At 74.7% G+C, this 24,868-nt stretch carries 19 protein-coding genes; 10 read left to right on the forward strand and 9 right to left on the reverse strand.

Annotated features, from left to right (window positions below; genetic code table 11):
* Positions 1-263 precede the first annotated feature (263 nt).
* Together PUR56_RS17635 and PUR56_RS17640 are read left to right on the forward strand one after the other, a co-directional pair.
* Positions 264-2,090: a phosphatidylglycerol lysyltransferase domain-containing protein gene (locus tag PUR56_RS17635; protein WP_443034523.1), complete on the forward strand. Its 1,827-nt coding sequence runs from the start codon at positions 264-266 to the stop codon at positions 2,088-2,090.
* A gap of 217 nt (positions 2,091-2,307) precedes the next feature.
* Positions 2,308-3,066 carry a hypothetical protein gene (locus tag PUR56_RS17640; RefSeq protein WP_329949617.1) on the forward strand — a complete coding sequence of 253 codons (759 nt, stop codon included), beginning with the start codon at positions 2,308-2,310 and terminating at the stop codon, positions 3,064-3,066.
* Between the two features lie 99 nt (positions 3,067-3,165).
* Here the strand turns inward: PUR56_RS17640 and PUR56_RS17645 are convergent, their stop codons facing one another.
* Positions 3,166-5,910: an ATP-binding SpoIIE family protein phosphatase gene (locus PUR56_RS17645; RefSeq protein ID WP_329949618.1), complete on the reverse strand. Its 2,745-nt coding sequence runs from the start codon at positions 5,908-5,910 to the stop codon at positions 3,166-3,168.
* Positions 5,911-6,249: 339 nt separating this feature from the next.
* Between PUR56_RS17645 and PUR56_RS17650 the strand changes: the two genes are divergently transcribed.
* From PUR56_RS17650 to PUR56_RS17665, 4 genes are all read left to right on the forward strand, one after another.
* The gene (locus tag PUR56_RS17650) at positions 6,250-7,416 is read left to right on the forward strand and encodes a rhodanese-like domain-containing protein (RefSeq protein ID WP_329949619.1); all 1,167 of its coding nucleotides are present in this window, start codon (positions 6,250-6,252) and stop codon (positions 7,414-7,416) included.
* A 127-nt stretch (positions 7,417-7,543) separates the two neighbouring features.
* Positions 7,544-8,212, forward strand: coding sequence for a DUF5819 family protein (locus tag PUR56_RS17655; RefSeq protein WP_329949620.1), 669 nt, complete (start codon positions 7,544-7,546; stop codon positions 8,210-8,212).
* Complete coding sequence (locus PUR56_RS17660; protein WP_329949621.1) at positions 8,209-9,471, forward strand: HTTM domain-containing protein; 1,263 nt, start codon at positions 8,209-8,211, stop codon at positions 9,469-9,471. Before PUR56_RS17655 ends, PUR56_RS17660 begins: the two co-directional genes overlap by 4 nt.
* Positions 9,472-9,476: 5 nt before the next feature.
* Positions 9,477-11,624, forward strand: coding sequence for an FUSC family protein (locus PUR56_RS17665; RefSeq protein ID WP_329949622.1), 2,148 nt, complete (start codon positions 9,477-9,479; stop codon positions 11,622-11,624).
* Between the two features lie 47 nt (positions 11,625-11,671).
* On the opposite strand, the gene PUR56_RS17670 is transcribed toward PUR56_RS17665, so the two are convergent.
* A complete protein-coding gene (locus tag PUR56_RS17670) occupies positions 11,672-12,325 on the reverse strand; it encodes a hypothetical protein (RefSeq protein WP_329884774.1) in 654 nt (217 codons plus the stop codon).
* Positions 12,326-12,429: 104 nt separating this feature from the next.
* On the opposite strand from PUR56_RS17670, the gene PUR56_RS17675 reads away from it, so the two are divergent.
* On the forward strand, positions 12,430-13,095 hold the full coding sequence (locus PUR56_RS17675; RefSeq protein ID WP_329949623.1) for a helix-turn-helix domain-containing protein: 666 nt from the start codon (positions 12,430-12,432) through the stop codon (positions 13,093-13,095).
* A gap of 5 nt (positions 13,096-13,100) precedes the next feature.
* Positions 13,101-13,886: a TrmH family RNA methyltransferase gene (locus PUR56_RS17680; RefSeq protein ID WP_329884772.1), complete on the forward strand. Its 786-nt coding sequence runs from the start codon at positions 13,101-13,103 to the stop codon at positions 13,884-13,886.
* 69 nt (positions 13,887-13,955) lie between these two features.
* On the opposite strand, the gene PUR56_RS17685 is transcribed toward PUR56_RS17680, so the two are convergent.
* From PUR56_RS17685 to PUR56_RS17700, 4 genes are all read right to left on the reverse strand, one after another.
* Positions 13,956-15,329, reverse strand: a complete 1,374-nt coding sequence (locus PUR56_RS17685; protein WP_329949624.1) for a peptidoglycan-binding protein — start codon at positions 15,327-15,329, stop codon at positions 13,956-13,958.
* A 230-nt stretch (positions 15,330-15,559) separates the two neighbouring features.
* Positions 15,560-16,477, reverse strand: coding sequence for a pyridoxamine 5'-phosphate oxidase family protein (locus PUR56_RS17690; protein ID WP_329949625.1), 918 nt, complete (start codon positions 16,475-16,477; stop codon positions 15,560-15,562).
* Positions 16,478-16,509: 32 nt separating this feature from the next.
* A complete protein-coding gene (locus PUR56_RS17695; RefSeq protein WP_329949626.1) occupies positions 16,510-16,977 on the reverse strand; it encodes a VOC family protein in 468 nt (155 codons plus the stop codon).
* A 192-nt stretch (positions 16,978-17,169) separates the two neighbouring features.
* Positions 17,170-18,192, reverse strand: a complete 1,023-nt coding sequence (locus PUR56_RS17700; RefSeq protein WP_329949627.1) for an XRE family transcriptional regulator — start codon at positions 18,190-18,192, stop codon at positions 17,170-17,172.
* Positions 18,193-18,532: 340 nt separating this feature from the next.
* Here PUR56_RS17700 and PUR56_RS17705 point away from each other — a divergent pair, with 340 nt between their 5' ends.
* Positions 18,533-19,099: a CGNR zinc finger domain-containing protein gene (locus PUR56_RS17705; RefSeq protein WP_329949628.1), complete on the forward strand. Its 567-nt coding sequence runs from the start codon at positions 18,533-18,535 to the stop codon at positions 19,097-19,099.
* Positions 19,100-19,223: 124 nt separating this feature from the next.
* On the opposite strand, the gene PUR56_RS17710 is transcribed toward PUR56_RS17705, so the two are convergent.
* From PUR56_RS17710 to PUR56_RS17720, 3 genes are all read right to left on the reverse strand, one after another.
* Complete coding sequence (locus PUR56_RS17710; protein ID WP_329884766.1) at positions 19,224-20,723, reverse strand: FAD-dependent monooxygenase; 1,500 nt, start codon at positions 20,721-20,723, stop codon at positions 19,224-19,226.
* 223 nt (positions 20,724-20,946) lie between these two features.
* Positions 20,947-22,647, reverse strand: a complete 1,701-nt coding sequence (gene paaN, locus PUR56_RS17715) for a phenylacetic acid degradation protein PaaN (protein WP_329949629.1) — start codon at positions 22,645-22,647, stop codon at positions 20,947-20,949.
* Between the two features lie 176 nt (positions 22,648-22,823).
* Positions 22,824-24,092: a hypothetical protein gene (locus PUR56_RS17720; RefSeq protein WP_329949630.1), complete on the reverse strand. Its 1,269-nt coding sequence runs from the start codon at positions 24,090-24,092 to the stop codon at positions 22,824-22,826.
* 128 nt (positions 24,093-24,220) lie between these two features.
* On the opposite strand from PUR56_RS17720, the gene PUR56_RS17725 reads away from it, so the two are divergent.
* A complete protein-coding gene (locus PUR56_RS17725; RefSeq protein ID WP_329884763.1) occupies positions 24,221-24,808 on the forward strand; it encodes a TetR/AcrR family transcriptional regulator in 588 nt (195 codons plus the stop codon).
* Positions 24,809-24,868: the final 60 nt, after the last annotated feature.

The raw sequence follows: 24,868 nt of genomic DNA on the forward strand, positions 1-24,868 counted from the left end.
GCATGACTGGATTCGAGGGTAGGGCCTGAGCGGCCGGGACCGCGGTTCGGCCGGTCGTGAACCCCCGCCGTTCGGCGGGGGTGTGAATCGCCTACCTGGTTCACGCGATTCTCTCCCGGGGTGGGGAACCATGGAGTTGGCTGCCGCTCCATCGGTCTGCCGGCCGAGGCGAGCGGTCGGTCGGGTCGTCGGGCCTGTACGGAGTGCCCGACCTCGGGCCGTGTGCGGATGCGCCCCACCATCTGATCGTTTGGAATTGAGCTGTGTCGTCCACTCTGAAGCCGGAGCCGTCCACGTCCTCCGCCGGGTCCCCGCCCGGCCTCCTGGAGCGCTGGCGCCCTCGGGCCGCCGCGGCGACCGTCTGGTACCTGCGGCTGCTCGCCCTGCTGAACCTGGTCACCGTGCTGCTGGTGCCGTTCCGGGACCAGGTCGAGACGCACAACGAGGGCGAGTACTTCACCCCGTACCTGATGACGGCGGGCCTGAGCAGTGCGGTGCTGTCGGCCTTCCTCGCGATCGCGATGCGGCGGCGCAAGCGGGCTGCGTGGATCTTCAACATCGCGCTCGCCGGCGTGTTCGCCCTGCTCTACCTGGCTGCCATGTCGCTGCCCGGCGAGGGCTTCAACGAGCACCCGCTGAACTACGTCTCCACCGTGCTGACCTGCCTGTTCGTGCTGGCCCTGGTGATCGGCCGGAAGGAGTTCACCTCCAAGGGGGACCGCTCCAACCCGAAGACGGCGGCGGCCACCTTCGTGGCCGGCCTGGGCTTCGGCGGGGTGGTCGGGGCCGCGCTGGTCGCCCTGACCAACGACCTCGACGGCGCCGGCTTCTGGGACACGTTCCGCTACTCGGTCGGCCGGATGGTCACCGTCACGCCGTCCGAGCACCTGCGTTCCGTGATCGACGCCCCGACCTGGGTGAACGCGGTCATCAACGCGATGGGCGCGCTGCTCTTCCTGCTGGTGCTCTACGTCGCCTTCCGCAGCCCCCGCAACAAGGAGCTGCTGACCGCCGAGGACGAGGAGCGCCTGCGCGGGCTGCTGGACCGGCAGGGCGACCGGGACTCGCTGGGCTACTTCGCACTCCGCCGGGACAAGGCCGTGGTGTTCTCGCCGAGCGGCAAGGCGGCGGTCACCTACCGGGTGATCGGTGGTGTCTCGCTGGCCTCCGGCGACCCGATCGGCGACCCCGAGGCCTGGCCGGGGGCGATCGACGCCTGGCTGTCCGAGGCCCGTGAGCACGCCTGGGCGCCCGCCGTGATGGGCGCCTCCGAGGAGGCCGGCGTGATCTACGCCCGGCACGGCCTCGACGCGCTGGAGCTGGGCGACGAGGCGATCGTCGAGCTGGACGAGTTCTCGCTCGACGGCCGGGCGATGCGGGTGGTGCGGCAGGCCTACAACCGGGTCAAGCGGGCCGGGTACACGGTGCGGATCCGCCGGCACGAGGAGATCCCCGAGTCGGAGATGGCCGAGCTGGTCGCCAAGGCCGACCAGTGGCGGGACGGCGCGACCGAGCGCGGTTTCTCGATGGCGCTGGGCCGGCTGGGCGACCCGGGCGACGGCCGCTGCGTGATGCTGGAGTGCCACGACGGCGACGGTGAGCTGAAGGCGCTGCTGAGCTTCGTGCCGTGGGGCGCGGACGGGCTCTCGCTGGACCTGATGCGGCGGGCCCGGGACACCGAGAACGGCCTGATGGAGTTCATGGTGATCGAACTCCTGCAGCGCGCGGGCGAGGTGAATCTGGCCCGGGTCTCGCTGAACTTCGCGATGTTCCGTTCCGTTTTCGAGCGCGGTTCGAAGCTCGGCGCCGGTCCGGTGCTGCGGCTCTGGCGCTCCGTTCTGGGCTTCTTCTCGCGCTGGTGGCAGATCGAATCCCTGTACCGCGCGAACGCCAAGTACCGGCCGATCTGGGAGCCGCGTTATCTGCTGTTCGAGAAGAGCAGCGAGATTCCGCGGATCGGCATCGCCAGTGCCCGGGCCGAGGGCTTCATCACCGCGCCGAGTCTGCCCGCCCTGTTCCGTCGTCGACACACGGGAACCGCCGTCGTGGAGCCCCGGGTGCCGGTGGCGGCGAAGGACGGGAAGGGGTAGTCCCTCCGCCGGGGGGCGGAGGGAGCCGGACGTCCGGATGGGGGGATTTCGGGGTGAGCCCTCCCCCCTGAGGATGACCTCGGTCCACATTGATGCCGATGTGGATTCCTTAACCGGCTTCTAATGTGGGGGTAGCCGGGGAAACGTTCCCGGCTTCGGGGATATGGAGACGGTAGTGAATCAGAGGGCCCACGCGGGGGGCGTGCGAAAGGGGCCGGTGGCAATTGCCAGAGAGGCCGCTGTCGCCGAGTGGGGAACGCTGTTCGGGATCGTCCGGGAAGGGGTGGTGCGGAAGAAGTTCGCAGCCGTCCCGCTGGCCACCGCGGCGACCTGCCTGATCCTGCTGTTCAGCATCGTCCAGCACCTGCCGGGCGGGGAGCGGTTCGTCACCCAGATCGGGGTGGTGAAGGCCGCGCTGCCGCTGGAGGTCTCGCTGCTGCGCACTCCGCTGTCGCTGTACGTGCCGGCCCTGGACCTGCCGGTCTGGGGGGCGCTGGCCCAGGTCTTCCTCGTCTTCGGCATCGCCGAGATCGTGCTCGGCCGGCGGCTGACCCTGGTGGTGGCCTACACCTGCACCCTGGCCGGGACGCTGTTCGCCCGGGTCGGGGTGGCGATCGGACCGGAGCACGTCTTCGGCTTCCCGAAGTGGGTCGCGCACGTGCGGGACACCGGTCCGTCGGCGGCCGTGGTGGCGCTGGCGATCTGCATCGCCTTCCGCAGCCGGGCCTGGTTCACCGCCGGTCTGGTGGTGGCGCTGATGGTCGGGGAGGCGGTCGTGCTGCCGAACCTGGCCGGTCTGGAGCACGTGGTCGCGGTGATAGCGGCGCTGCTGATCGCCGTCTCGGTGGAGGTGTTCGGGGACTTCTGGCCGCGGGTGCTGGCCGGGGTCGGGGCGGCGGCCGTGGTGGCCGCGGCGGCCTCGATCGAGGTCGCCAACGAGGCCAGGCGCCGGGCGCCGGTCCGGGCCGTGCCGTAGCCCGGACCCGGGCACCGGGTCCGGACGGGCACGAGCCGGCGGACGGACGGGCACGGTGCCCGCGACCGGGGGGCACTGCGCCGAGCGGTCCGGGCGACGCTAGTGCGGCGGCGGGGGCAGGGGCAGCTCGAACCAGACGACCTTGCCGACCGCCTTGCGGGCGGTGCCCCAGCGTTCGGCGAGCTTGGTGACCAGGGTCAGTCCGCGGCCGGTCTCGCCGAGCTGTTCGGCGGGCTCCAGCGAGGGCAGGTTGTGGTTGTCGTCGCTGACCTCGACCAGCAGCTTGTCCACCCGGATCAGCTGGAGCTGGACGCGGTCCCGGGCCACCCGGACGGCGTTGGTCACCAGCTCGCTGACCAGGAGTTCGGTGGTGTCGCTGAGCGCCCCCAGGTGCCAGCCGGCCAGCTGCTCGCGGACCAGGGCGCGGGCCCGGCGGACCTCGCGCTGGTCGACGGTGAGGTCCCAGGTGGCGACCTCGCTCGGGGCCACCCCGTCGAACCGGGCGACCAACAGGGCGACGTCGTCCTTCCGGTCGTCCGAGTGGAGCCGGTCCAGCACCACGTCGCACGCCTGCTCGGGGCTCTGCCGGGGGTCGATCAGGTTGCCGCAGAGCGCGGCCAGCCCGGCCCCTATGTCGCCGCCCCGGACCTCGACCAGGCCGTCGGTGCACAGCACCAGCATCGACCCGTCCGAGACGTCGATGGTCTTGGCGACGAACGGCACGCCGCCGACGCCGATCGGGGCGCCGGCCGGGATCTCCAGCAGCTCGCCGGTGCCGTCCGGGTGGACCAGGACCGGCGGGACGTGGCCGGCGCTGGCCAGCTCGCAGGTCCGGTTGATGGGGTCGTAGACCGCGTACAGGCAGGTGGCGAGATGGTCGTCGCCGAGCTTGTGGGCCAGGTTGTCCAGGTGGCGCAGGAGCTGCCCGGGCGGCAGGTCGAGGGCGGCCAGGGTCTGCATCGCGGTGCGGAAGCGGCCCATCGCGGCGGCCGAGTGCAGGCCGTGGCCCATCACGTCGCCGACCACCAGGGCGACCCGGCTGCCGGGCAGCTGGATCGCGTCGAACCAGTCGCCGCCGACCTCGGCGCGGGAGTCGCCGGGCAGGTAGCGGTGGGCGATCTGGACGCCGGGGATCTGCGGCGGGCGGGTCGGGATCATCGACCGCTGCAGGGTGGTGGCGACCCGCGACTCGGCCCGGTGCAGCCGGGCGTTGTCCAGCGAGAGCGCGGCCCGGGCGGCCAGCTCCTTGAGGGTGGCGGCGTCGCCCTCGTCGAAGGGGTCGCGGTCGGGCAGCCGGAGCAGCTTGAGGATGCCGAGCACGGTGCCCCGGGCGGAGAGCGGCACCACCAGCATGGAGCGGCCGGAGACCACGGAGGCGAGCCTGGGGCCGCCGAGCGCGGCGGCGTAGTCGACCGCGACGTCCCGGGTGACCACCGGGACCAGGACCGGCTGGTTGAGCTGGAGGGCCATGCCGGGCGGCGTGCGGCGGGGCATGGCCACCAGCGCGCCCTCGGCGAGCACGTGGTCCCACTCGCCGACGGACTCGTTGCAGGCCAGGGCGACCCGGCGGAGCATCGTGTCGTCGTCGGGGCGGGCGGCCGGCAGCTCGGAGTCGGAGATCAGGCCGTCGACCAGGTCGACGCAGGCGAAGTCGGCGACCCGGGGGACGAGGACCTGGCAGAGCTCGTGGGCGGTGAAGCCGAGGTCGAGGGTGGTACCGACCTTGCCGCCGACCTCGTTGAGCAGGGCCAGCTGCTCGCCCGCCTGGCCGTTGGTGAGGAACGCGCCGAACCGGCCGGTCGGGGCCACGGGGGTGGTCACGGGTACGGCTCCGGGGACCGGGACGGGTGCGGTGGGTGGTGCGGTGGGCTCGCCCGGGTGGAGCCGGCGCCCGGGGGCGGACGACTCGACGGCGGACGACCCGACAGCGGTCTGCTCGATGGCGGTGGTTCCTCTCGGCGGTGCCGGGACGGTGGCCGGTGCGGCGGGCGCGGCGGTGCCGGCCTGGGGCGCTCCGGTCTGGGAGGCGGCGGTGGCGCCGGCGGTGGTCGGGGCGGCGGTGGTCGGGGCGGCCTCGCGCTGGCCGGGCAGCGGGCCGGCCGGGCGGCGGCCGGGTGCGGGCTGCTCGGGCTGCGGCGGCGGGCCGAGCCGGGTGGCCCGCTGTTGCGCGGTCGGATAGCGCCGACCGATCCCGGCGGCGGCGTGGGCGGTGCCGGCCGCCGGGTCGGCGGGCCGGACCGGCAGCACGCTGGTCGGGTCGGGCCGCAGGGCCGGCAGGCCGCCCCGGGACAGCGCGACCAGCAGCGGCCCGCGGCGCTCGGCCGAACCGGGCAGCAGCGCGGCGAAGGGTGCGGGGACGGGCCGGCCGGGGGCGGTCAGCGCGGCGGAGATCCGGTGGAAGCCGCCGCGGGCGGCGGGGGCGGCGGCGAACGGCAGCAGCCGCTCGCCGAGCGCCAGCCGGGGGCCGGCCGAGCGCAGCGGGCGGGCGTCGGCGGCCAGCGCCAGCAGTCCGCCGACGGGTCCGTCCACGGGGTAGGCCCACCAGAGCACGTCGCGCAGCCGCCCCTCGCGGTCGACCACGGGCAGCTGCCCGGCCCAGGCGGTCCCGGTGGCGGTCAGCTCGGCGAGGGTGTCGAAGGCGTCCCGGCGGCGGGCCGGCGGGATCCCGGCCCCGGCCGGAGCGGGGACGCTGCGCGGTTCGGCGGCGGGCAGCAGGCCGGTGGCGGGGCGGTCGTGGACGACCTCCGCGCGGTGTCCGAACAGTTCCTCGGCCGCCCGGCTCCACTGGGTGATCCGGCCGCTCCGGTCGACCAGCACGAGGGCGAGCCGCACCAGGGCGACCACCCCTGACGGCTGGTCACCCGGTGCGGTTCCGGGCCCCGTTTCGGTACCCGCCGGACGCGATGTGGAGTTGGGCTCGTCCACCATGGATTGGGTCTGCTCCCGCCTGGCCGCCACGCCTGGAGACGGCCGATTCTCCGGAGGAAGGCATGCTGTGCGGATACCAGCGAAGCACGGACGGGCCGGGACTCGATAGCGAAACGGGGAGATTCCTCGGTATCAGTTGCGTGTCACGTGGCGTGCGCCGGTCCGCACTCCCCGTCCACCCCGCCGGTGCACCGCACGCGGGGGGTAGGGTCGCAGGACGGGACGGAACCACCCAGGACGAGACAGAGGCGAGAAGTGACCGCGCAGAGCCCCGTCCGCTGGACGGATCCGGAGCAGCAGGAGCTGGAGGAGCGGGTCGCCGCCGCCGAACTCGCCTGGCTGACCATGGACGTCGACGTGCAGACCCTGCGGGTCGAGATCGACAACTTCGCGCTGATCCACCACCAGCTGCTCGGCCCGCTGTACGCCCGGCTGGACGAGCTGGACGCGCTGGTCGCCGAGGCCCTGGCCGCCCGCACCGGTCTTCCGGAGGACCTCAGGCAGGCCGCCGAGGCACGCCGGAGGGTGGACGAACTCCCCGACCTGGACGCGCTGTTCGACACCGTGCGGGAACAGGAGGACGCCCCGCCGCCGCCGGCCGCACCGGCCCGGGTCCGGCCCGGTCGGGACGCCCAGCGGGTCTACCGGGAGCTGGTCCGCCGGGCCCACCCGGACCTCACCACCGACCCGGCCGAGCAGGAGCTCCGGGCCGCCTTCCTGATCCGGGTCAACGAGGCGTACGCGTTCGGTGACACCGGTGCGCTGGAGACGCTGGCCGCCGAGTGGTCCACCGCCCCCGAGGCGGCTCCGGCCGTCGACTCCCCCGACCGTCTCGGCTGGCTGCGCCTCCGCCTGGAGTGGCTCACCGGCCGGATCGGCGGGCTCGCCGCCGAGCAGGTGCGGCTGGAGCGGACCGCGATGGGAGAGCTGCTGGCGCTCGCCCCGCAGGATCCGGACCGGCTGCTGGAGGAGCTGGCCGAGCAGCTGCTGGCCAGGGCCGCCGCCCAGCAGGCCGAGCTGGAGCGGCTGCTCGGCGCCCCGGCGACGGTGGGGGACAATGGCGGAGCCGATCCCGACGCCCAGGAGAACCAGACGATGTTCGCGCAGATCCCCACCATCGACGCCGCCGGCGTCCCCGCCGACGCCGCCCTGCTGGATGTCCGTGAGCAGGACGAGTGGGACGCCGGGCACGTGGACGGTGCGCTGCACATCCCGATCGGCGAGGTCGTGGCGCGGATCGATGAGCTTCCGGACGGGAAGCTGTACGTGCTCTGCCGGGTCGGCGGGCGCTCCGCGCAGGTCGTCCAGTACCTCGTGCAGAACGGCCGGGACGCGGTCAACGTCGACGGCGGCATGTACGCCTGGGACGGCGCGGGCCGTCCGATGGTGAGCAGCGGCGGCCAGCAGGCCTTCGTCCTGTAGCGGGCGACCCGGGGGTCCCCCGCGGATTCCGGTGGTCCGGACGGGCCCGCCGTTCGGGGGAGTAGGGCAGGATGGGCGCGCGACCGGGCCGGCGCGGTGCCGGCCCCGCCCTTCCCCGGGGGAGTTCATGGCCGAGAGCGCCGAGAGCACGGACCCGCCGCCCGTCCACCGGGCCTGGTCGGCGCCCGCGCGGGCCGTGCTCGGGACGGCCGCCGTGGTGCTGACCGCCGCCACCGGGCTCTTCCTCGGCGCGGTCTTCCTGCACGTGGCACCGGCCAACTCGCTGTCCCAGCGGTACCGGGACCAGGTCGACGGCCTGGTCTACCCGGAGTTCGAGCAGAACTGGAAGCTGTTCGCCCCCAACCCGCTGCAGCAGAACGTCGCCGTGGACGCCCGGGCGCGGACGGCGGCGGAGGACGGCGGCGTCCGGACCCACGACTGGGTCGGGCTGACCGCCCGGGACCTCGCGGCGATCCGGGGCAACCCGGCGCCCAGCCACGCCGACCAGAACATGCTCCGCCGCGCCTGGGACTTCTACGACGGCTCGCACAACGCCCAGGACGAGTCGCTCGTCAATCCGCGCGGCCGGCTGGCCGAGGAGTACCTGAAGCGGATCGTGCTGCAGCGGATCGGCCGGAGCGTCGACGGGCGGCCGGTGCTGGAGGTCGAACTGCGGGTGACCACGACGACCGTCCCGCCGCCGGAGTGGAGCGACGAGGCGCCGCCGCCCGCGCCGAAGGTCCGGGAGCTGCCCTGGTGGCCGGTGGGCGACGAGGACGTCCGGGGGCTCGGGTGAACGAGGTCCCTCCGGCCGAGGTCGGGGAGCGGCTGCTCGACGGGATCCCCCGCCAGCCCGGTTCGCCGCCGGAGGCCGAACCCGCGGCGCGCCGGCCGGGGCCGGTCCGGCTCGCGGCCCGGGCGTTCGCGGTGTTCACCGGACGGGTGCTCGGGCCGTACCAGGCGGCGACGGTGCGGATCGGCTTCGGGCTGGTCTGGATGGTGTACCTGCTCCGCGAGTGGCCCAACCGGCGGCTGCTGTACGGCGACACCTCGCCCTGGTCACCGGAGCTGGCGGAGCGGCTGCTGGCCGACAACGGGGCGCTGACGGTGCTGCCCTGGTTCGGCGGGCGGCTCTGGTTCGAGCTGGTCTACCACCTGGCGGTGCTGGCCGCGCTGGCGGTGCTGCTGGGCTGGCGGACCAGGGCGAGCACGGTGCTGTTCCTGGTCACCGTGCTCTCGCTGCAGAACCGCAACGTCTTCCTCGGCGACGGGGGCGACAACGTCGTCCACCTGATGGCGGTCTACCTGGTCTTCACCCGCTGCGCGGAGGTCTGGTCGCTGGACGCCCGGCGGGCGGGGTCCGGGCGGACCGGGGTGGCGCTCTGGGCGGTGCTCGGCGTCGTCCTGCTGGTCTGCGGGCTGGGCGGCTTCTCCGGGGAGAGCCTGGCCTGGACGACCGCGACGTTCCCGTACGTCGGATGGGGGCCGGTGTTCTGGGCGCTCTGGGCGGTGGCCGGGCTCTGGTGGCTGGCCGGGCGGCTGGCGCCGGACGGCGAGACGCGCGCGGTGCTGGACGCGCTGGCGACCATGGTGCACAACTGCGCGATGCTGGTGATCGCCGTCGAGGTGGTGCTGATCTACGCCACCGCGGGCTGGTACAAGGTGCAGGGCTCGCGCTGGCAGGACGGCACCGCGCTCTACTACCCGCTCCACCTGGACTACTTCACGCCGTGGCCGGGGCTGTCCGGGCTGGTCGGGTCGGCGCTGCTGCCGGTCTTCCTGATCACCTACGGGACGGTCCTGCTCCAGGTCGCGTTCCCGTTCACGCTGGTCAGCCGGCGGGTCAAGAACACGCTGCTGGTGGTGATGATGGCCGAGCACGTGGGGATCGCGGTGCTGCTCGGGCTCCCGGTGTTCTCGCTGGCGATGATCGCGGCGGACGCGGTCTTCCTGCCGACGGCGGCGTTGCGGTGGGCCGGTCGACGGGTGGGCCGGACGGTCCGCCGCGTGGGCCGGGTCCCTGGCGGGGAGAAGGGCGCCACTCCCCTAAGCTGACCGCTATGTCCTGGTTCGCCGCCCTTCGAGACACCGCGCGGACCGGACTGACCGTCGACCGGGCGCTCACCGACCCCAAGCGGGCGCTGCGCGGCGCGGTCGCGGTGGCGGCGGTGCTCTTCCCCACCCTGGCCCTGGGCGGGCCGGAGCTGGCCACCTCGGCCGCGATGGGCGCGTTCATCGCCGGGACCGCCACCTTCCAGCGCAGCTTCCGGCCCCGGGCCACGCTCGCCGTCGCCGCCGGGATCGGACTCGGCGTCAGCACCTTCCTCGGCTACCTGGCGGCCGGGGTGCCCGGGGCGTTCCCGGTGCTGCTGGCGGTCTGGGCCTTCGGCGCCGGACTGGCCTGGGCGATCGGGCCGACCGCCGGGGTGGTCGCCGCCAACACCGTCTCGGTGATGCTGATCGTGGTCCAGCTGCCGGTCAGCCCGCTCACCGCGCTCGGACACGGGCTGGTCTGCGCGCTGGGGGGCGTCGCCCAGGCGCTGGTCATCACCGTCTGGCCGATCGGCAGCTGGACCGTCCAGCGGGAGGCGCTCGCCGACACCTACGCCGAACTCGCCGACTACGCCCGCCGGCTGCGCCAGGACCCGACCGCGCACGTCGACCCGGAACCGTTCATGACCGCCCGGCACGCCGCCGCGCTCACCCCCTGGCAGGACCGGAACCGGCCGCCCGAACTGCGCGGCCTGCGCGGGATCGCCGAACGGGTCCGGCCGACCCTGGCGGCGATCGCCGACCCCAAGGTCGGCGCCCCCGAGGAGGGGCCGGAGCGCGACCGGGCCCGCGAGGTGCTGGCCGCCGCCGCCGAGGCGATGGACGCGCTGGCCCGGGCGATCCGCACCGGGGACCCGCTCCAGCTCCCGCGTTCGGCGCCCGCGCTCACCCTCGCCGCCCGGACCGAGGGCCCGGAACTGCGCGGCGCCGCCCGGCGCTCCGCCCGCCGACTGGCCGGGCTGCTCCGCAAGGCCTCCGACACGCTGGACCGGGGCGCCGAGGACACCATCGACACCCCCGTGGTGCAGGCCGGCGGGGCGCTGCGCAAGCCGCCGCTGGTCCGGATGCTGCCCACGGCGCTGCGCGCGGTGCGGCGGCAGTTCCAGCCGCGCTCGGCGGTCTTCCAGCACGCCGTCCGGCTGGCCGGGGTGGTGACCGTCGCCTACCTGCTGGCCCGGCTGGTCGGCTTCGAACACGGCTACTGGGCGCCGATGACGGCCGCGATGGTGATGCGGCCGGACTTCGCGCAGACCTACAGCCGGGGGGTCGCCCGGCTGGCCGGGACCATGGTCGGGGTGGCCGTCTCCACGCTGGTGGTGCAGCTGGCGCGCCCCGGCGAGTGGGTGCTGGCCGTCCTCGCGGTGCTCAGCATCGGCGGCGCCTACCTCACCCTGCGCACCGGCTACGCGGTCATCACGGTCTGCATCTCCTCGTACGTGGTGTTCCTGCTCGGGCTGCAGGCCGGGAACCCGCTGACGACGGCCGTCGAGCGGGTCGGGCTGACCCTGCTCGGCGGGTCGGTCGCCCTGCTGGTCTACGCGCTCTTCCCGACCTGGCAGACCGCCCGGCTCGGTGAGCGGCTGGCCGAGTGGCTGGCCGCCGCCGGACGGTACGCGGCCGAGGTGATCGCGGTCTACGAGCGTCCGGCGGCGCCGCGCGGACGGGCCGTCCGCGCGGCACTGCTGGACTCCCGGGAGGCGCGCTCCGAGCTGCTCCAGGCGATGCAGCGGGCCGACGCCGAGCCGGGGCGGCATGCCTCCGGACTGCCCGGGGTGAGCCGTCGCCAGCTGGACCGGGCCCGGGCGGCGGTCGGCCACCTCGGGCGGGTCGCGGTGCTGCTGGAGGCGCACCTGCCCGCGGCCGACGCCGATCCGGTGCCGGGGGCGGCGGAGTTCGCGGAGGAGCTGCAGCTGGCCACGGCGCTGGCGGCGGGCGCCCTGCTGACCGGGCAGCCGGTGGAGTTCGACGCCGTCCGGGAGGCACAGGAGCGGCTGGAGCAGCGGCTCGCCGGGTCGCCCGGCGAGGTGCAGCGGGACGTGCTGCGGACCGGGACCAGGTTGCTGCTCCAGGCGCTGAAGGACCTGGAGCGGGCGCTGCGCGGCGGCGGGACGGCGACCGCGACCGCGCAGCGCGAACCGGAGCCGTCGGGTCGTTAGGCGGGCCCGGCCCTGGTCCGACGAGGTCCGGGGGGCGGACCCGCCGGTCAGGCCGCCGCGGCGGCCTCCAGCCAGTTGGCGAACTCGCAGGCGAAGTGCCACTGGTGGCCGGTCGACAGCCCGGTCGGGGCCGCGGCCGGGAACTCGACGGTGAGCCGGATCCGCAGGCCCTGCGGGGAGTCGGCGAACTCGTGCATCACCCGCAGCACCTCGGAGCCGTCCGCCAGGTGGCCGGTGCCGCCGATCCGGACCGGGTACGCCGGGGTCGCCGGGGTGGGGCGGAAGCGGAGGAGGAAGCGGAGCGGTCCGTCGCCGACCGTCTCGATGATCTCGACCGTCCCGTCGGCCGAGTCGGCGAGGTAGTGCTCGGGGTTGGCGGCCAGCAGGGCGGCCCGGTCGGGGGCGTGCAGCCGGCCCTGCCACCAGGCGAGGAAGGTCGCGGCGTCGATGCCGGTGGCGGTCAGTTCGGTGACGGCCGCGCGCCACCGCCCGCCGGAGGCGTGCAGCCAGCCGGCCATCGCGGCGTCGGCCGCGGCGGTGTCGGGGGCGAGCAGTTCGCGGGTGCGGTCGTCGCCGAGGCGCTGCTTGAGCAGCCGCAGAGCGGCCCGGGCGCGGTCCAGCTCCCAGGCGAGGACGGCCGCGCGGTCGTGCCCGGTGCCGTCGATGTCGGTGTGGATGGCCGGCGATGAGGTGGTCGTCATGGCGTCGCTCCTCGGAAGGGTGCCCCGCTTAAGCGGAGAGATTTTCTCCGTCTGTCAGGACGGTAGCATAGGGGGAGAGAATCTCTCCGGTTAAGGGGCTGGTGATGAGAGCGGACGCGGAACGCAGTCGGCGCAGGATCCTGGAGGCCGCCTGCGAGGTCTTCCTGGAACGGGGCCCGGACGCTCCGCTGGACGCGGTCGTCCGCCGGGCCGGCGTCGGCCCGGGGACGCTCTACCGGCGCTTCCCCGACCGGGAGGCGCTGGTCGGGGCCCTGGTCACCGATCTGCTCACCCGGCTCGCCGAGGCGGCCGACCGGGCCCGCGAGGCCGAGGCCGACCCGTACCGCGCGCTGCGCCGCTTCGTGCACGCCGCCGCCGACCTGCGGATGGGGGCGGCGATCGTGGTGCTGCTGGAACGCCTGGTGGTGGACGAGGAGCTGGTCGCCGCCCGGACCGGCGCGGTCGCGGCGGTCGAGGAGCTGCTGCGCGCGGCCCAGGAGGCGGGGCAGCTGCGCACGGATGTCGGGATGGGTGACCTGGTGCTGCTCTGCGTCCGGGTCTCCCGGCCGCTGCCGGGCGGCCTGGCCGTGCTCGACGCCGGGGGCGCGCTGGTCCACCGGCACCTGGACCTGGCGCTGGCCGGGCTGCGGCCGGGCGCGGCCGTCGAGGAGTCTGCGGAGGAGTCCGGTGGGGAGGCCGGTGGGCCGCTCACCTTCGACCAGGTGATCGCCGCCGCGGGACGACCGGGCGAGCCCGGTCCGGCAGAGTGAGCGGCGTGAACGACGAAGAACTGCTGCGCGCCTGGCGGGCCGGCGCCGAGGAACCGGGAACGGTGCTGCTGGACGGGTTCCACCCGTTGAAGCACGCACTGCGGTTCGGCGGCGCCGTCCGGCAGGTGCTGACCGCCGACCGGGCCGCGCTGCTGGCCCTCGCCGCCGAGCTGGCCCCGGACGTCTCCCCCGCGCTGGACGGGCTGGCCGCCGAGCTGCCGGAGAAGACGCTGCGGGGGCTCGCGCCCCGGCTCCACCCGACCGGCGTGATCGCGCTGGCCGCCCGGCCGACCGTCGAGGCGAACCGCGCCGCGCTGGACCGCCGGCCGCGGACGGCACCGGTCGTGCTGCTGGAGGACCCGCGCAACCTGGGCAACGTCGGCGCGGTGATCCGGCTGGCGGCCGGCTTCGGCGCGGCCGGGGTGGTGACCACCGGGGACCTCGACCCCTGGCACCCGGGCGTGCTCCGGGGCAGCGCGGGCCTGCACTTCGCCACCGCCGTCGAGCGGCTGACGCTCCCGGACCTGCCCGCGGGCCCGCTGTACGTGCTGGACCCGGAAGGTGCGGACATCCGGGAGACGGCCTTCCCGGACGACGCGGTGCTCGCCTTCGGCACCGAGCGGCACGGTGTCTCGGCGGGGCTGAAGGCGCGGGCCGACCGGCTGGTCGCGGTGCCGATGCGGCCCGGGGTCTCCAGCTTCAACCTGGCGACCAGCGTGGCGATGGGGCTCTTCCACTGGATGTCGGGGCGCCCGCCCGGTGTTCCCCTGCCGGACGGACGCGCGGTGTGAGCCGGGCCCCCCGGGGGCCGGTCGACCCCGGTCGGACGGCTCCCGGGGCGGTCCCCGGTCGGGCGGTCCCTAGGAGAAGAGCCGCTTCCAGGTGTCCGGGCCGGGGTAGCCGTCGGCCTCGGCGCCGCGCCAGCCCAGGGACTCCTGGAAGGCCTGGACGTTTCGCCGGTCGGACTCCGTCCAGCGCGGGCCCGGACCCTGCGTGTAGTGGCGGCCGAACCCCTTGCGGACCAGTTGCTCGCCGAGCCGCCGGACGTTGTCGTTGGCGGCGCCCGGCCCGAACGCGGCCCGACCGGGGAAGGGCGGCGCTCCGGCGCCGGTGCCGGGGCCGACCGGCGGCGGCGGGAGCGGGGCGCCGCCGTCGATGTTCCGGCCCTTGGCGTTGACCAGGTAGTCCCAGGTGTCCTTGCCGGGGATGCCGTCGGCCTCGGCGCCGCGCCAGCCCTGGGCGAGCTGGAAGGCCTCGGTGGCCCGCCGGTCCGACTCGCTCCAGCGCGGCCCGGGGCCCGTGCCGTAGAACCGGGCGCCGCCGCGCTGCACCAGCATCTGGCCGAGCCTGGTGACGTACGCGTTGTCCGCGCCGGGGCCGAACTTGTCGGCACCCGGGAAGGCGGTCGAGGAGGAGCCGTCGCTGCTGCCGCCGCCGTTCGTTCCGCCGTTCGTTCCGCCGCCGTCGCCGCCGGGGGAGAGCGCCTTGTAGCGGTACGGGACGTACGAGCCGGAGTTGTTCCAGTAGGCGTACGGCGTGGACCGCTTGGTGGTGCCCGGCGAGGTCTGCTCGTACGCCAGGTAGCGGGTGCGGGTGGAGTCGGTCCAGCCGCCGAAGACGGTCACGTGCGAGCCGGCCTGCGGATGGGCGGGGTTGTTGTAGATCAGGACGTCGCCCGGCTGGAGGTCCGCCTTGGCGATCCGCTCGGCGACGTTCGGCAGCGTCCAGGTGGTCTGGCTGCTGCCCAGGCCCCAGGCCATCGAGACGAAGCCGGAGCAGTCCTGGCGGTAGCCGTCCGACCAGTACCGGCTCATGCTGTACGGGACCTTCTGGTCGACCCAGCGCTGCGCCCGTTCGATGATCTGCGCCCGGGTGACCGGCTGGGCGGCGCGCGGGGCGGAGAGCCCGCGGGCGGACGGGGAGTCGCCGTAGAGGCCGCTGACCTCGCCCTGCGGGGTCTTCGGCTGGGCGGTGGCGGAGCCGCCGGGGGCGGGCGTCGGGGCGGGTGCCGCGGCGGCGCCGGCCGCGCCGCCGCCGAGGGCCGTCCCGACGGCGGCCATCAGCACGGCGGCCCGGCGGCGGACGCTGCGGGCTGCGGCGTGGCCGCCCTCGTGCACCGGTGCGGCGTGCAGTCGGGCGCGGCGGCGGGCGCTGCAGCCCCCGCATATGCAGTCCGCGTCGGGCTCGATCTCGTCGAACTCCAGCAACGGGATCGGTCGGTCGGTGAGGGTCATGCTCCGCCTCTTTCTCCTGGTCGGACTGGTCACCGCTGACGGCGTGACAGGACGGTCCTTCCCAGGGCGACAGCGCGTGTTATCGGGACCAAAGTCCCAAATCGGGCACCTGGTCGGCGCGGTGGACTGCGCCGGTCGGGTGACGACCGTTCGGCGGCCCGGGCGTGGCGCGGGTGCGCGGGAGGCGGTAGTGACGGTGCCGACCTGGCGGGCGGTCAGCCGTCGGCGGGTCAGCCCGCGGATCGCGGGTTCGCCGGTGAGTACTCGGGATCGGTCCAGGTCAGCGGGGTGGCGTCGGCCAGTTCGAGGACGTCGGTGACGGTCAGGTCGATCACCCGCTCGGCACCCGGCAGACCGGCCCCGGCGGGGTCGGACCAGTCGGTCCGCGCCTCGCCGGTGACCAGCAGTGCCCCGCCGGTCTCCCAGTCCGGGATCAGCAGTCCGGCGCGCGGGTCGAGCTCCAGGTTGCCCAGGGTCATGAACATGCTGTTGCCCGCGTAGTCGGGCCAGCGCAGCCGGTCCGGTCCGAGCACCCTGAGGAAGCCCGGGTTGCCGCCCCGGTGCGAGGCGTCGACCCGGCCTTCCGGTCCGGCGGTGGCGACGAAGAAGGTGTCCGCGGTGGCCGCCAGCAGCTGCTGGGCGGTGCTGAGGGCGGGGCCGCCGGCCACCCTGCGAGGGGCGCCGGCCTCGGGGCGGTCCACCGGGCTGCGGCGCTGGATGTACTTCGGGCAGTTGGCGTAGACCTGGTCGGCGGTGATCACCAGGCCGCCCCGGCCGTCCGGCACGGAGCGGCCGTTCAGCCGCATCCGGCGCCGGGCGGCCGGGTCCAGCGCGACGGTGCCGACCTCGGCCGGGCCGGCCAGGGCACCCGCCAGCGGGTCGTCTCCGGACGGCCGGGCGGCCACCGTCAGGGTCCGCTCGTCGGCGGCCCGGAGGAACCCCGGGGCGCCGCTGAGCTGGGTGGCCCAGAGGCGGCCGTCGGCGTCGGCGGCGCCGACCACCAGCATCCGCCGCTCGGTCAGGAACCGGGCGGCCACGGCCGGGACGGTGCTGCCCACGGCGCGTCCGGAGTGGTCGGCCCGGTCCAGCCGGCCGGCCCGTGCCTGGGCGGCCCGTTCGCCGGGGTGGTAGGGCGTGTCCGTGGTCATGGTGTGCCTCCCGGTGCCCGTTCGGTCGAGTCCTAGAAGAAGCCGCAGGTCGGGGCGGACCCGGCGGGAGCCTCGGCGCCGGTCCCGTCGACGCCCTGCGGGGTGTAGATCTCCAGCCGGATGCCGTCCGGGTCGGTGAAGAAGATCCCTCCGGAGGCCGCGCCCTCGCCGTGCGGGACGACGCCGTCGTAGGCGAAGGAGGCGCCCAGTTCGCGCAGCAGCGCCTCGGCGGCACGGACCTCGTCCAGTGAGTCGACCTGGAAGGAGAGGTGGTGCAGGCCGGGGGCGGCGGTGGCGAAGGTGCCCGCGCTCTGCTGCCAGAGGGTGAGCACCGGGCGGCCGTCGCGGCCGAGGAAGGCGAAGCGCTGCTCGGGGCCGGTGCCCTCCTTGAGCAGCTCCAGGCCGAGCACGCGCCGGTAGAAGGCGGTCGAGCGGTCGAGGTCGGTGACGTTCAGACCCACGTGGCCGGTCTGCAGGGTGCTGCTGATGGTGCCGGACATGCCTGGTCACTCCCGTGGTCAGAGCGCCCCGGAGGGCGCGACTGGCTAACCTTTACTGACGACGTTAGTGGTTAGGTAGGGGGCCGTCAACCGCTACTGCCCTATGAAGGGGTTAGGTGGGAGGGGCATGGCTCGTTCATGACAGAGGTGGGGAGGGGTGGAGCGGAGAGCCGGCGCCGGGCGGCGGAGGGGCTACTCCCACTCCCAGCGGATGCCGATGTGGCCCGGCTGCTGGTCGGGGGCGAGCACGTGGGCGCTGGCCGACGCGCCGATCCAGAGCTGCTCGCGGCGGCGGTCGACGTCCGCCCCGGGGTCGCGGTCGTACCGCTCGCAGTGGGCCGGGACCCGCGTCGGGTCGAAGTGCACCTGGAGCACGTACTCGCGCACCGGGGTGGCGAAGCGGCGGCTGTACTCCAGCGTCTCGGCGCCGCCGGACGGGATCTCCACCTCGTACTCGAAGACGGTGCTGTCGCCGAGCCCCAGCGGCCGGTCCAGCATCAGCTCGCCGACGATCAGGCCGGCGTCGGGGCGTCGCCGGACCCGGCCGAGCCGGCCGTGCCGGACCCCGGTGATCTCAGGACAGCCGGTGGCCTCCTCGTCGGCCTTGTGCACGACCAGGCAGCGGGTCACGCCGGCCACCGTCGCCCGGACCACCTGCCGCATCCTCAGCAGGTTGCCGCGCCGGTCGGCGTCCACGTAGTACGAGTCGTGGATCGACAGCCGCTCCAGCTCGCCGGCCGGCGGCGCGTCCAGTTCGGCGAAGACGTCGGCGATCTCCTGCTCCCCCGGCCAGACGTCCTCCAGCCGCAGGTGGCTGGCGTTGGCGTTGGCGGCCCAGCGCCCGCGCGGGCGGGGCGGGCCGAGCAGCGAGGAGAGCGTGGAGTGCGGGAGACCGAGCAGCTCCTCCAGCAGGTGCACCGCGCGCAGCGAGCTGGCCCGCTCGGGCTGGCTGCGACCGCGCCGCCAGTAACTGAGCGTCGTGACGCTGACCCTGACGCCGCGTTGGGCGAGGGCCGCCCGGATCCGGTCCAGGCTGAGGCCGCTGGCCTCGATCGCGAGGTGCAGGGTGTCGGCGAAGCCGCCGGTCGGGCTCGGGCGTCCGGCGGACGCGGTGGCGGGCGGCTGGAGGGCAGGCTGAGGGGGCGCGGCGGCGGGCACGTCGGGGCGTGGCCCGACCTGTCTCAGCCGTGCGTCCTGGGGGTTCTGTGAGGCCATGCGGTTACTCTCCCCACCGAGCGGGTGCGGCAGAGCCGGATCGGCGCGGGAGTGCGCCGTCAACGGCCTCGCCGAGCTGTGGGGAACCCTATGCACGGTCGAGAGGCTACGTCATCAGTCCTGCGTATGACAGTGGTCACGAGCGGGCGAGCGGAGGGTTGACGATCGCGGAACGGAGCGGAAACAGACCTTCCGGTCCGGTCGGTCGGGGCCGGTCCGGGGCACGGGAACGGGTCCCGGCGGAGCGGCGAGGGGGGCCCCGACGGACCGCCCCGACGGAGCGCCCCGACGGAGCGCCCCGACGTAGACTCGTGGACCGGGCGAGAGCGAGGGAGTGCCGATGACGGAGCGGACAGCAGACCCGCGGGACCCGCGACCGCTGCTCGGTGAGCCGCTGGCGCTCGACCTGCTGAACACCCGGTGGGCCGGGACCCCGGTCAACGACCTGCTCGGCGAACCGGACGGCTACGCGATCTGGCTCTCCTCGGCCGGGCTGGCCGGGCGTTGTGCGGCCGACGGGGCCGGGCTGACGGCCGTCCGGGAGGCGCGGGAGGCGCTGGCGGCGGCGGTCCGGGACCTGGACGGGGGCGGCGCCGTGGGGCCGGTGGCCCTGGCGGGACTGGACGCGGTGCTGCGGCACGGCCGGGTCCGGCGGGAGGCCTCGGCGACGGGGGCGCGGGACCGGGTCGAGGTGGACGCGCCGGAGTGGCTGGCGGCCTGGCTCGCGGTCGACGACTTCCTGGTGCTGCTCGGCCAGGGGCCGCAGCGGGTCAAGAAGTGCGCCCACGAGGCGTGCATCCTGCACTTCTTCGACACCTCGCAGAACGGCCGGCGGCGCTGGTGCCGGATGGCGGTGTGCGGGAACCGGGCGAAGGCGGCGCGGCACTACGAGAAGGTGCACCAGTAGGCGAAGGCGCCGTCCGTCCGCGGCAGTGCCCGTCCGCGGCCGTGCGGGACAGGGGCGGAACAAGGGCGGGGCCGGACGGCGGAGGCGGGTGCCGGCCGACCCGGCGCCCGCCTCCGGGGCCGGGTCAGCCGGCCGGGGTGCCGAGCCAGTCGGTGAGGGCGGCGCGGAGCTCGCCGAGGCCCGGGTCGACGGAGGCCCAGGCGGCGTAGCCGTCCGGGCGGATCAGCAGGACGGTGTCGCGCAGCTTGCCGTGCGGGTCGGCCGGGGCGGCGGTGATGACCCGGTCCGCCCACGGCTCGGCGACGGACAGCTCGTCGTTGCTGACCAGCACGAACTTCCCCGCCCGGAGCGCCTCGTAGAGCCGGTCCGGGGCGGCCGGACCACCCTCGCGCGGCGGTTCGAGACCGGTCAGCCGCAGGTCCGGGACGCGCTTGCCGACCAGCGGGTGGGCGTCCTTGGGCGCCGGGTAGGCGATGCCGATGCCGGAGACGGTGCGGGCGCCGCGCTCCGCGACCACGTCGAGGTGGTCGGCGAGCGAGGCCAGCGCGCCGCGCAGGGCCCGGGTGGCCGCGGACTGGGCGAGGGCGAGCCTGATCAGCGCACCGGACGTGCGCAGCACCGCCTTGCCGACCGGGTGCCGCTCGGTCTGGTAGGTGTCGAGCAGCGCGTCGGTGGCCTGGCCCCGGACGGCGGCGGCGAGCTTCCAGGAGAGGTTGGCGGCGTCCTGGATCCCGGTGTTCATGCCCTGGCCGCCGGCCGGCGAGTGGCAGTGGGCCGCGTCACCGGCGAGGAAGACCCGCCCGGAGCGGTAGTTGGGGACCTGCCGTTCGTCGCTGTGGAAGGTGGAGCTCCAGCGGGCGTCGTGCAGGCCGTAGTCCTCGCCGAACGCGCCGAGGGCGACGGCGGCGATCCGGTCGAGTGACGGCGGAGTGCCGTCGGGGTGCTCCTCGGTGCGGTCCCAGGCGATGATCCGGTACCAGCCGTCGCCGAACGGCACCAGGAAGGCGAAGCCGTGCTCGTTCGCGCCGACGGTGACCGCCTCGTCGGGCTCGCGTTCCAGCCGGACGTCCGCCAGCAGGACGGAGTTGACCACGGACTCGCCGGGGAAGGGGATGCCGAGCAGGTCGCGGACGGTGGAGTGGACGCCGTCGGCGCCGACCGCGTAGCGGGCCCGGTGGGTGGTGACGGCGCCGTTCTCCAGCGTCTCGACGGTCACGCCCTCGGCGTCCTGGCGCAGGCCGACCACCTCGGCCCCGCGCAGGACGGTCGCGCCGGCCTTGACCGCCCGGTCGTGCAGCAGCTGTTCGGTCCGGTACTGCGGGGTGATCAGGACGAACGGGAAGCGGCTGGGGAGTTCGCCGAGGTCGACCCGGAACTTGTTGAAGATCTTCAGCGAGGTGAGCGGACGGCCCGTGGCGATGAGGTCGTCGGCGAGGCCGCGGGCGTCGAGGAGTTCGAGGGTCCGGGCGTGCACGGCGAACGCCCGGGTGAGGTTGGACTCGGTGCTGCGCCTCTCCAGCACGGTGACCTTGATCCCGGCGGTGGCGAGGTCCCCGGCCAACAGCAGGCCGGTCGGTCCGGCGCCGACGATCAGGACGTCGGTGACGGTCTGCTTCTCGGTCATGTGTCAGCTCCCGGTGATCGGACAGAGGTTGGACGCCGCGTTCGGCGCGCTTCCGACCTCCATCATCGCGGTCCCGGGGCGGAGCTGTGAATTCTCCGGGCCCCGGAGACGTCCGGGGCCCGGGGGCGGCGCCCACCGCGCCCGGGCCCGGCCCACGTCGGTACCGGCCCGCTCCGCCCCGAACGTCGGGACCGGAGCGGGCCGGTGGCGGGCGAGGTCGCGGTCAGCCGTGGCGGCGGATCTCCACGGTGCGGAACCGCTTGGCGACGAACGCGCCGTCGCAGTAGGCGGAGTTGGCGGCCGGGTTGGCGCCGGTGCCGTGCAGGTCGGAGAAGGCGGCGGTCTGGTTGGCGTACACACCGCCGGTGAGGTTGAGCGAGAGCGAGACGCCGGAGTCGAGTGCGGCCTCGACCAGGGCGGCCTCGACCTCGGGCGAGGTGGTGTAGCCGGCCGCGGTCATCGCGCCCTGGGTGCGGACCGTGTCGCGGAGCAACTCGACGGCGGCGGCGGTGTCCTCGACGGCGACGGCGAACGAGACCGGGCCGAAGCACTCGGTGCGGAAGACCGTCCGGTCGTCCGGCTTGTCGGCGTCGAGCTTGACCAGCGCAGGGGTGCGGACGGTGGCGCCGGGGAACTCCGGCGACTCGACCACGCGCGGGGCGAGTGCGAGCTCGCCGTACTCGCCGCCGGCCGCGGCCACCGTGCGCCGGAGCACGGCGGGGTTGACCACGGCGCCGAGGACGGCGGCGGCGCGGGCGTCGTCGGAGAGCAGGCCCTCGATGGCGGAGGCGAGGTCGGCGACCACCTCGTCGTAGGACTTGGCCCCCTGGTCGGTCCCGATGCCGGTCCGGGGGATCAGCAGGTTCTGCGGGGTGGTGCACATCTGGCCGCTGTAGAGCGAGAGGGAGAACGCCAGGTTGCCCAGCATCCCCTTGTAGTCGTCGGTGGAGTCGACGACCACGGTGTTCACGCCGGCCTTCTCCGTGTAGACCTCGGCCTGCCGGGCGTGCTCCTCCAGCCAGTCGCCGAAGGCCGTGGAGCCGGTGTAGTCGATCAGCTTGATCTCGGGGCGGACGGCGAGCGTCTGGGCGATCGTGCCGCCCTCGTGCTCGACGGCCAGGCAGACCAGACCGGCGTCGAAGCCGGCCTCGGTGAGGACCTCGCGGGCGGTCCTGACGGTCAGGGCCAGCGGGAGGACGGCGCGCGGGTGCGGCTTGACCAGCACCGGGTTGCCGGTGGCGAGGGAGGCGAAGAGGCCGGGGTAGCCGTTCCAGGTGGGGAAGGTGTTGCAGCCGATCAGCAGCGCCAGACCGCGCGGGACGACGGTGAACTCCTTGGTCATCACCAGCGGGTCGCGCTTGCCCTGCGGCTTGGTCCAGCCGGCGCTCTCCGGCAGCCGGGTCTGCTCGGCGTACGCGTAGGCGACCGCCTCCAGACCGCGGTCCTGGGCGTGCGGGCCGCCGGCCTGGAAGGCCATGGCGTACGCCTGGCCGGTGGTGTGCATCACGGCGTTGGCGAACTCGTGCGAGCGGGCGTTGATCCGGGCCAGGATCTCCAGGCAGACGGCGGCCCGGGCGCGCGGGCCGGCGGCGGCCCAGGCCGGGCGGGCCGCGCTCAGTGCGGCGATCAGCGCGTCGGGCTCGGCGTGCGGGTAGCCGATGCCCAGCTCGACGCCGTACGGGGAGGCCTCGCCGCCGACCAGGTCGCCGTCGGCGGGGTGGCCGGGCAGCTCGAACGGCCGGTTGAGCAGCGCCTCGAAGGCGGCCTTGCCGTCCGCGGCGGCGCTCTCGCCGTAGGCCTTCGGGAACTCGGGGTAGGGCGACCAGTAGTCGCGCTTCGCGGCGGCGGCGAGTGCGGCGTCCAGGGTGGCCTGGTGGCGTTCGACGAGCTCGGTGACGACGGGGTGGGTGACCGCTGCGGACATCGTGTGCGCTCCTCAGAGGGGAGGACGGGACACGTCACAGAGTAACCGAACGATCGGTCGGCTCAAGGGGGTGGGCGGAACCGGGTGCGGAAACGCGAGGGGGCGCGTCCGGAGCGGACGCGCCCTCTCGGCCGGAGGACGGACGGTCGGGGACCGCCCGGGTGCTGCGGGCCGGCCTACGGGATGCCCAGCTCGAAGATCACGTACCCGCCGTACCAGCCGGAGGCGATCGCGCCGGTACCGAGCAGCCCGGCCAGCACCGGCCAGCTCAGCTTCCGCATCGCCACGGCGAACGCGATGAGCAGCGGGAAGGCCGGCAGCAGGTAGCGCGAGGTGTTGCCGAAGATGCCCAGGCTGCCGAGCACCGAGACGATGGTGGCCAGGGTGTACGCGGTCAGCACCAGCGGCGGGCGGAGCCGCACCAGCAGCACGATCAGCGCGGGCAGCGAGAGCACGATCAGCGTCGCCAGCATGTCGGCCGTGTGGTAGGCGAACGGGTAGTCGTTGCGGCCCAGCAGCACCCCGCGGACGGCGTTCCAGGTGCCCTGGCCCCAGTCGAAGTAGTGCAGCCAGGCGTCCCGCTGGAGCGTGAAGTAGCCGCCCCAGTCGCCCATCCGCCAGCCGACCCAGCCGACGTAGCCGAGCAGCCCGATCGGGGCCAGCAGCATCGCGGCCAGCGGGCGCAGCACGCCGCTGTCCCGCCGGTACAGCTCGACCATCGCGGCCAGGCCGACCGCGCCGATCAGTGCCGCCGAGGTCGGCCGGTTGAGGCCGGCGATCAGGGTGAGCACGCCGGCGGCGATCCACTGCTTGGTCATCACGCAGTAGCAGGACCAGGCGGCCAGCGCGATGAACAGGGAGTCCGAGTAGAGCGCCCACTCGGCGCCCGAGCCCGGGGCGATCGCCCAGAGCCCGGCCGCGATCACACCGGCCCGCGGCCCGGCGAGCTTGTCGACCACCGCGTAGATGCCGGCCGCCGCGAACAGTGACGCCACCACCGAGACCAGCATCCCGGCGCCGTACAGGCCGAGGCCGGTGCCGTCCGAGATCAGCCGCATCAGCCCCGGGTAGAGCGGGAAGAACGCGGCCGAGTTCTGCTCGACGGTGAACCCCGGCGTGCCGTTCGGGACGGCCACCAGCGCCGGGTGGTAGCCGAACTGGGCGACCTGCTGGTACCACCAGCCGTCCCAGCTGGCCAGCACGTCCCAGGGGTTGGCGCCCCCGCCGAACCGGGCGTGCTTCTCCAGGTAGTCCCCGGAGAAGGAGAGCAGCTTCATGAAGACGGTGAAGCCGACCAGCTTCAGGACGGCGTAGCACCAGACGGCCGGGCCGAAGCGGAGGACCAGCTCGCGGGCGCGCTCGCGCCAGTCGGTGCCGGGCTCGGTCACCGACTCGTCGCTGCGCTGCTCAGGCACGTCGGAGGCGACCGCCGGTATTGCGCTCATCAGACTGGACCCCACCCTGCTCGGCCGTGGACGGATCGTCCGCCGAGTCTAGGGCGTGGTCCTGTCCTTTGGTGTGGACCAGGCCACCCGGGCGCACCCGGGACGGGCCGGGCGGGGATACTCGGGGGATGGCCGATCACACCACGCGCACCGCCTACACCGTGGAGTCCCTGCTCGCGGTGACCGTCGACGTCTTCAACGAGCGCGGCTACGACGGCACGTCGATGGAGGACCTGTCGCGTGCGGCCGGCATCTCCAAGTCGTCGATCTACCACCACGTGCGGGGCAAGGAGGAACTGCTCCGGCTGGCGGTCGGGCGGGCGCTGGACGGGCTGTCCGCGATCCTGGCGGAGCCGGCCGCGGTGGAGGGGCCGGCGGTCGAGCGCCTGGAGCACGTGGTGCGGCGGACCGCCGAGGTGCTGCTGGAGGAGCTGCCGTACGTCACCCTGCTGCTCCGGGTGCGCGGCAACACGGCCACCGAGCAGTGGGCGCTGGAGCGGCGCCGGGAGTTCGACCACCAGGTGGCCGAGCTGCTGAGGGCCGCCGTCGCGGACGGCGCGCTGCGGGCGGACGTCGAGCCGCGGCTGGCCACCCGGCTGCTGTTCGGCATGATCAACTCGATCGTGGAGTGGTACCGGCCCGGCCTCAAGGGGGCCGACGGGGTCGCGGACGTCGTCGTCCACCTGGCCTTCGACGGCCTGCGCGCCCGCGGCTGAGCCGTACGGCACCTCCGGCCCGGGGGCCGGGGGCACCTCCCCGCCTGTGGCCGGGGGCGC

This window comes from Streptomyces sp. BE303 (genome assembly GCF_036290945.1).
GTDB lineage: Bacteria > Actinomycetota > Actinomycetes > Streptomycetales > Streptomycetaceae > Kitasatospora.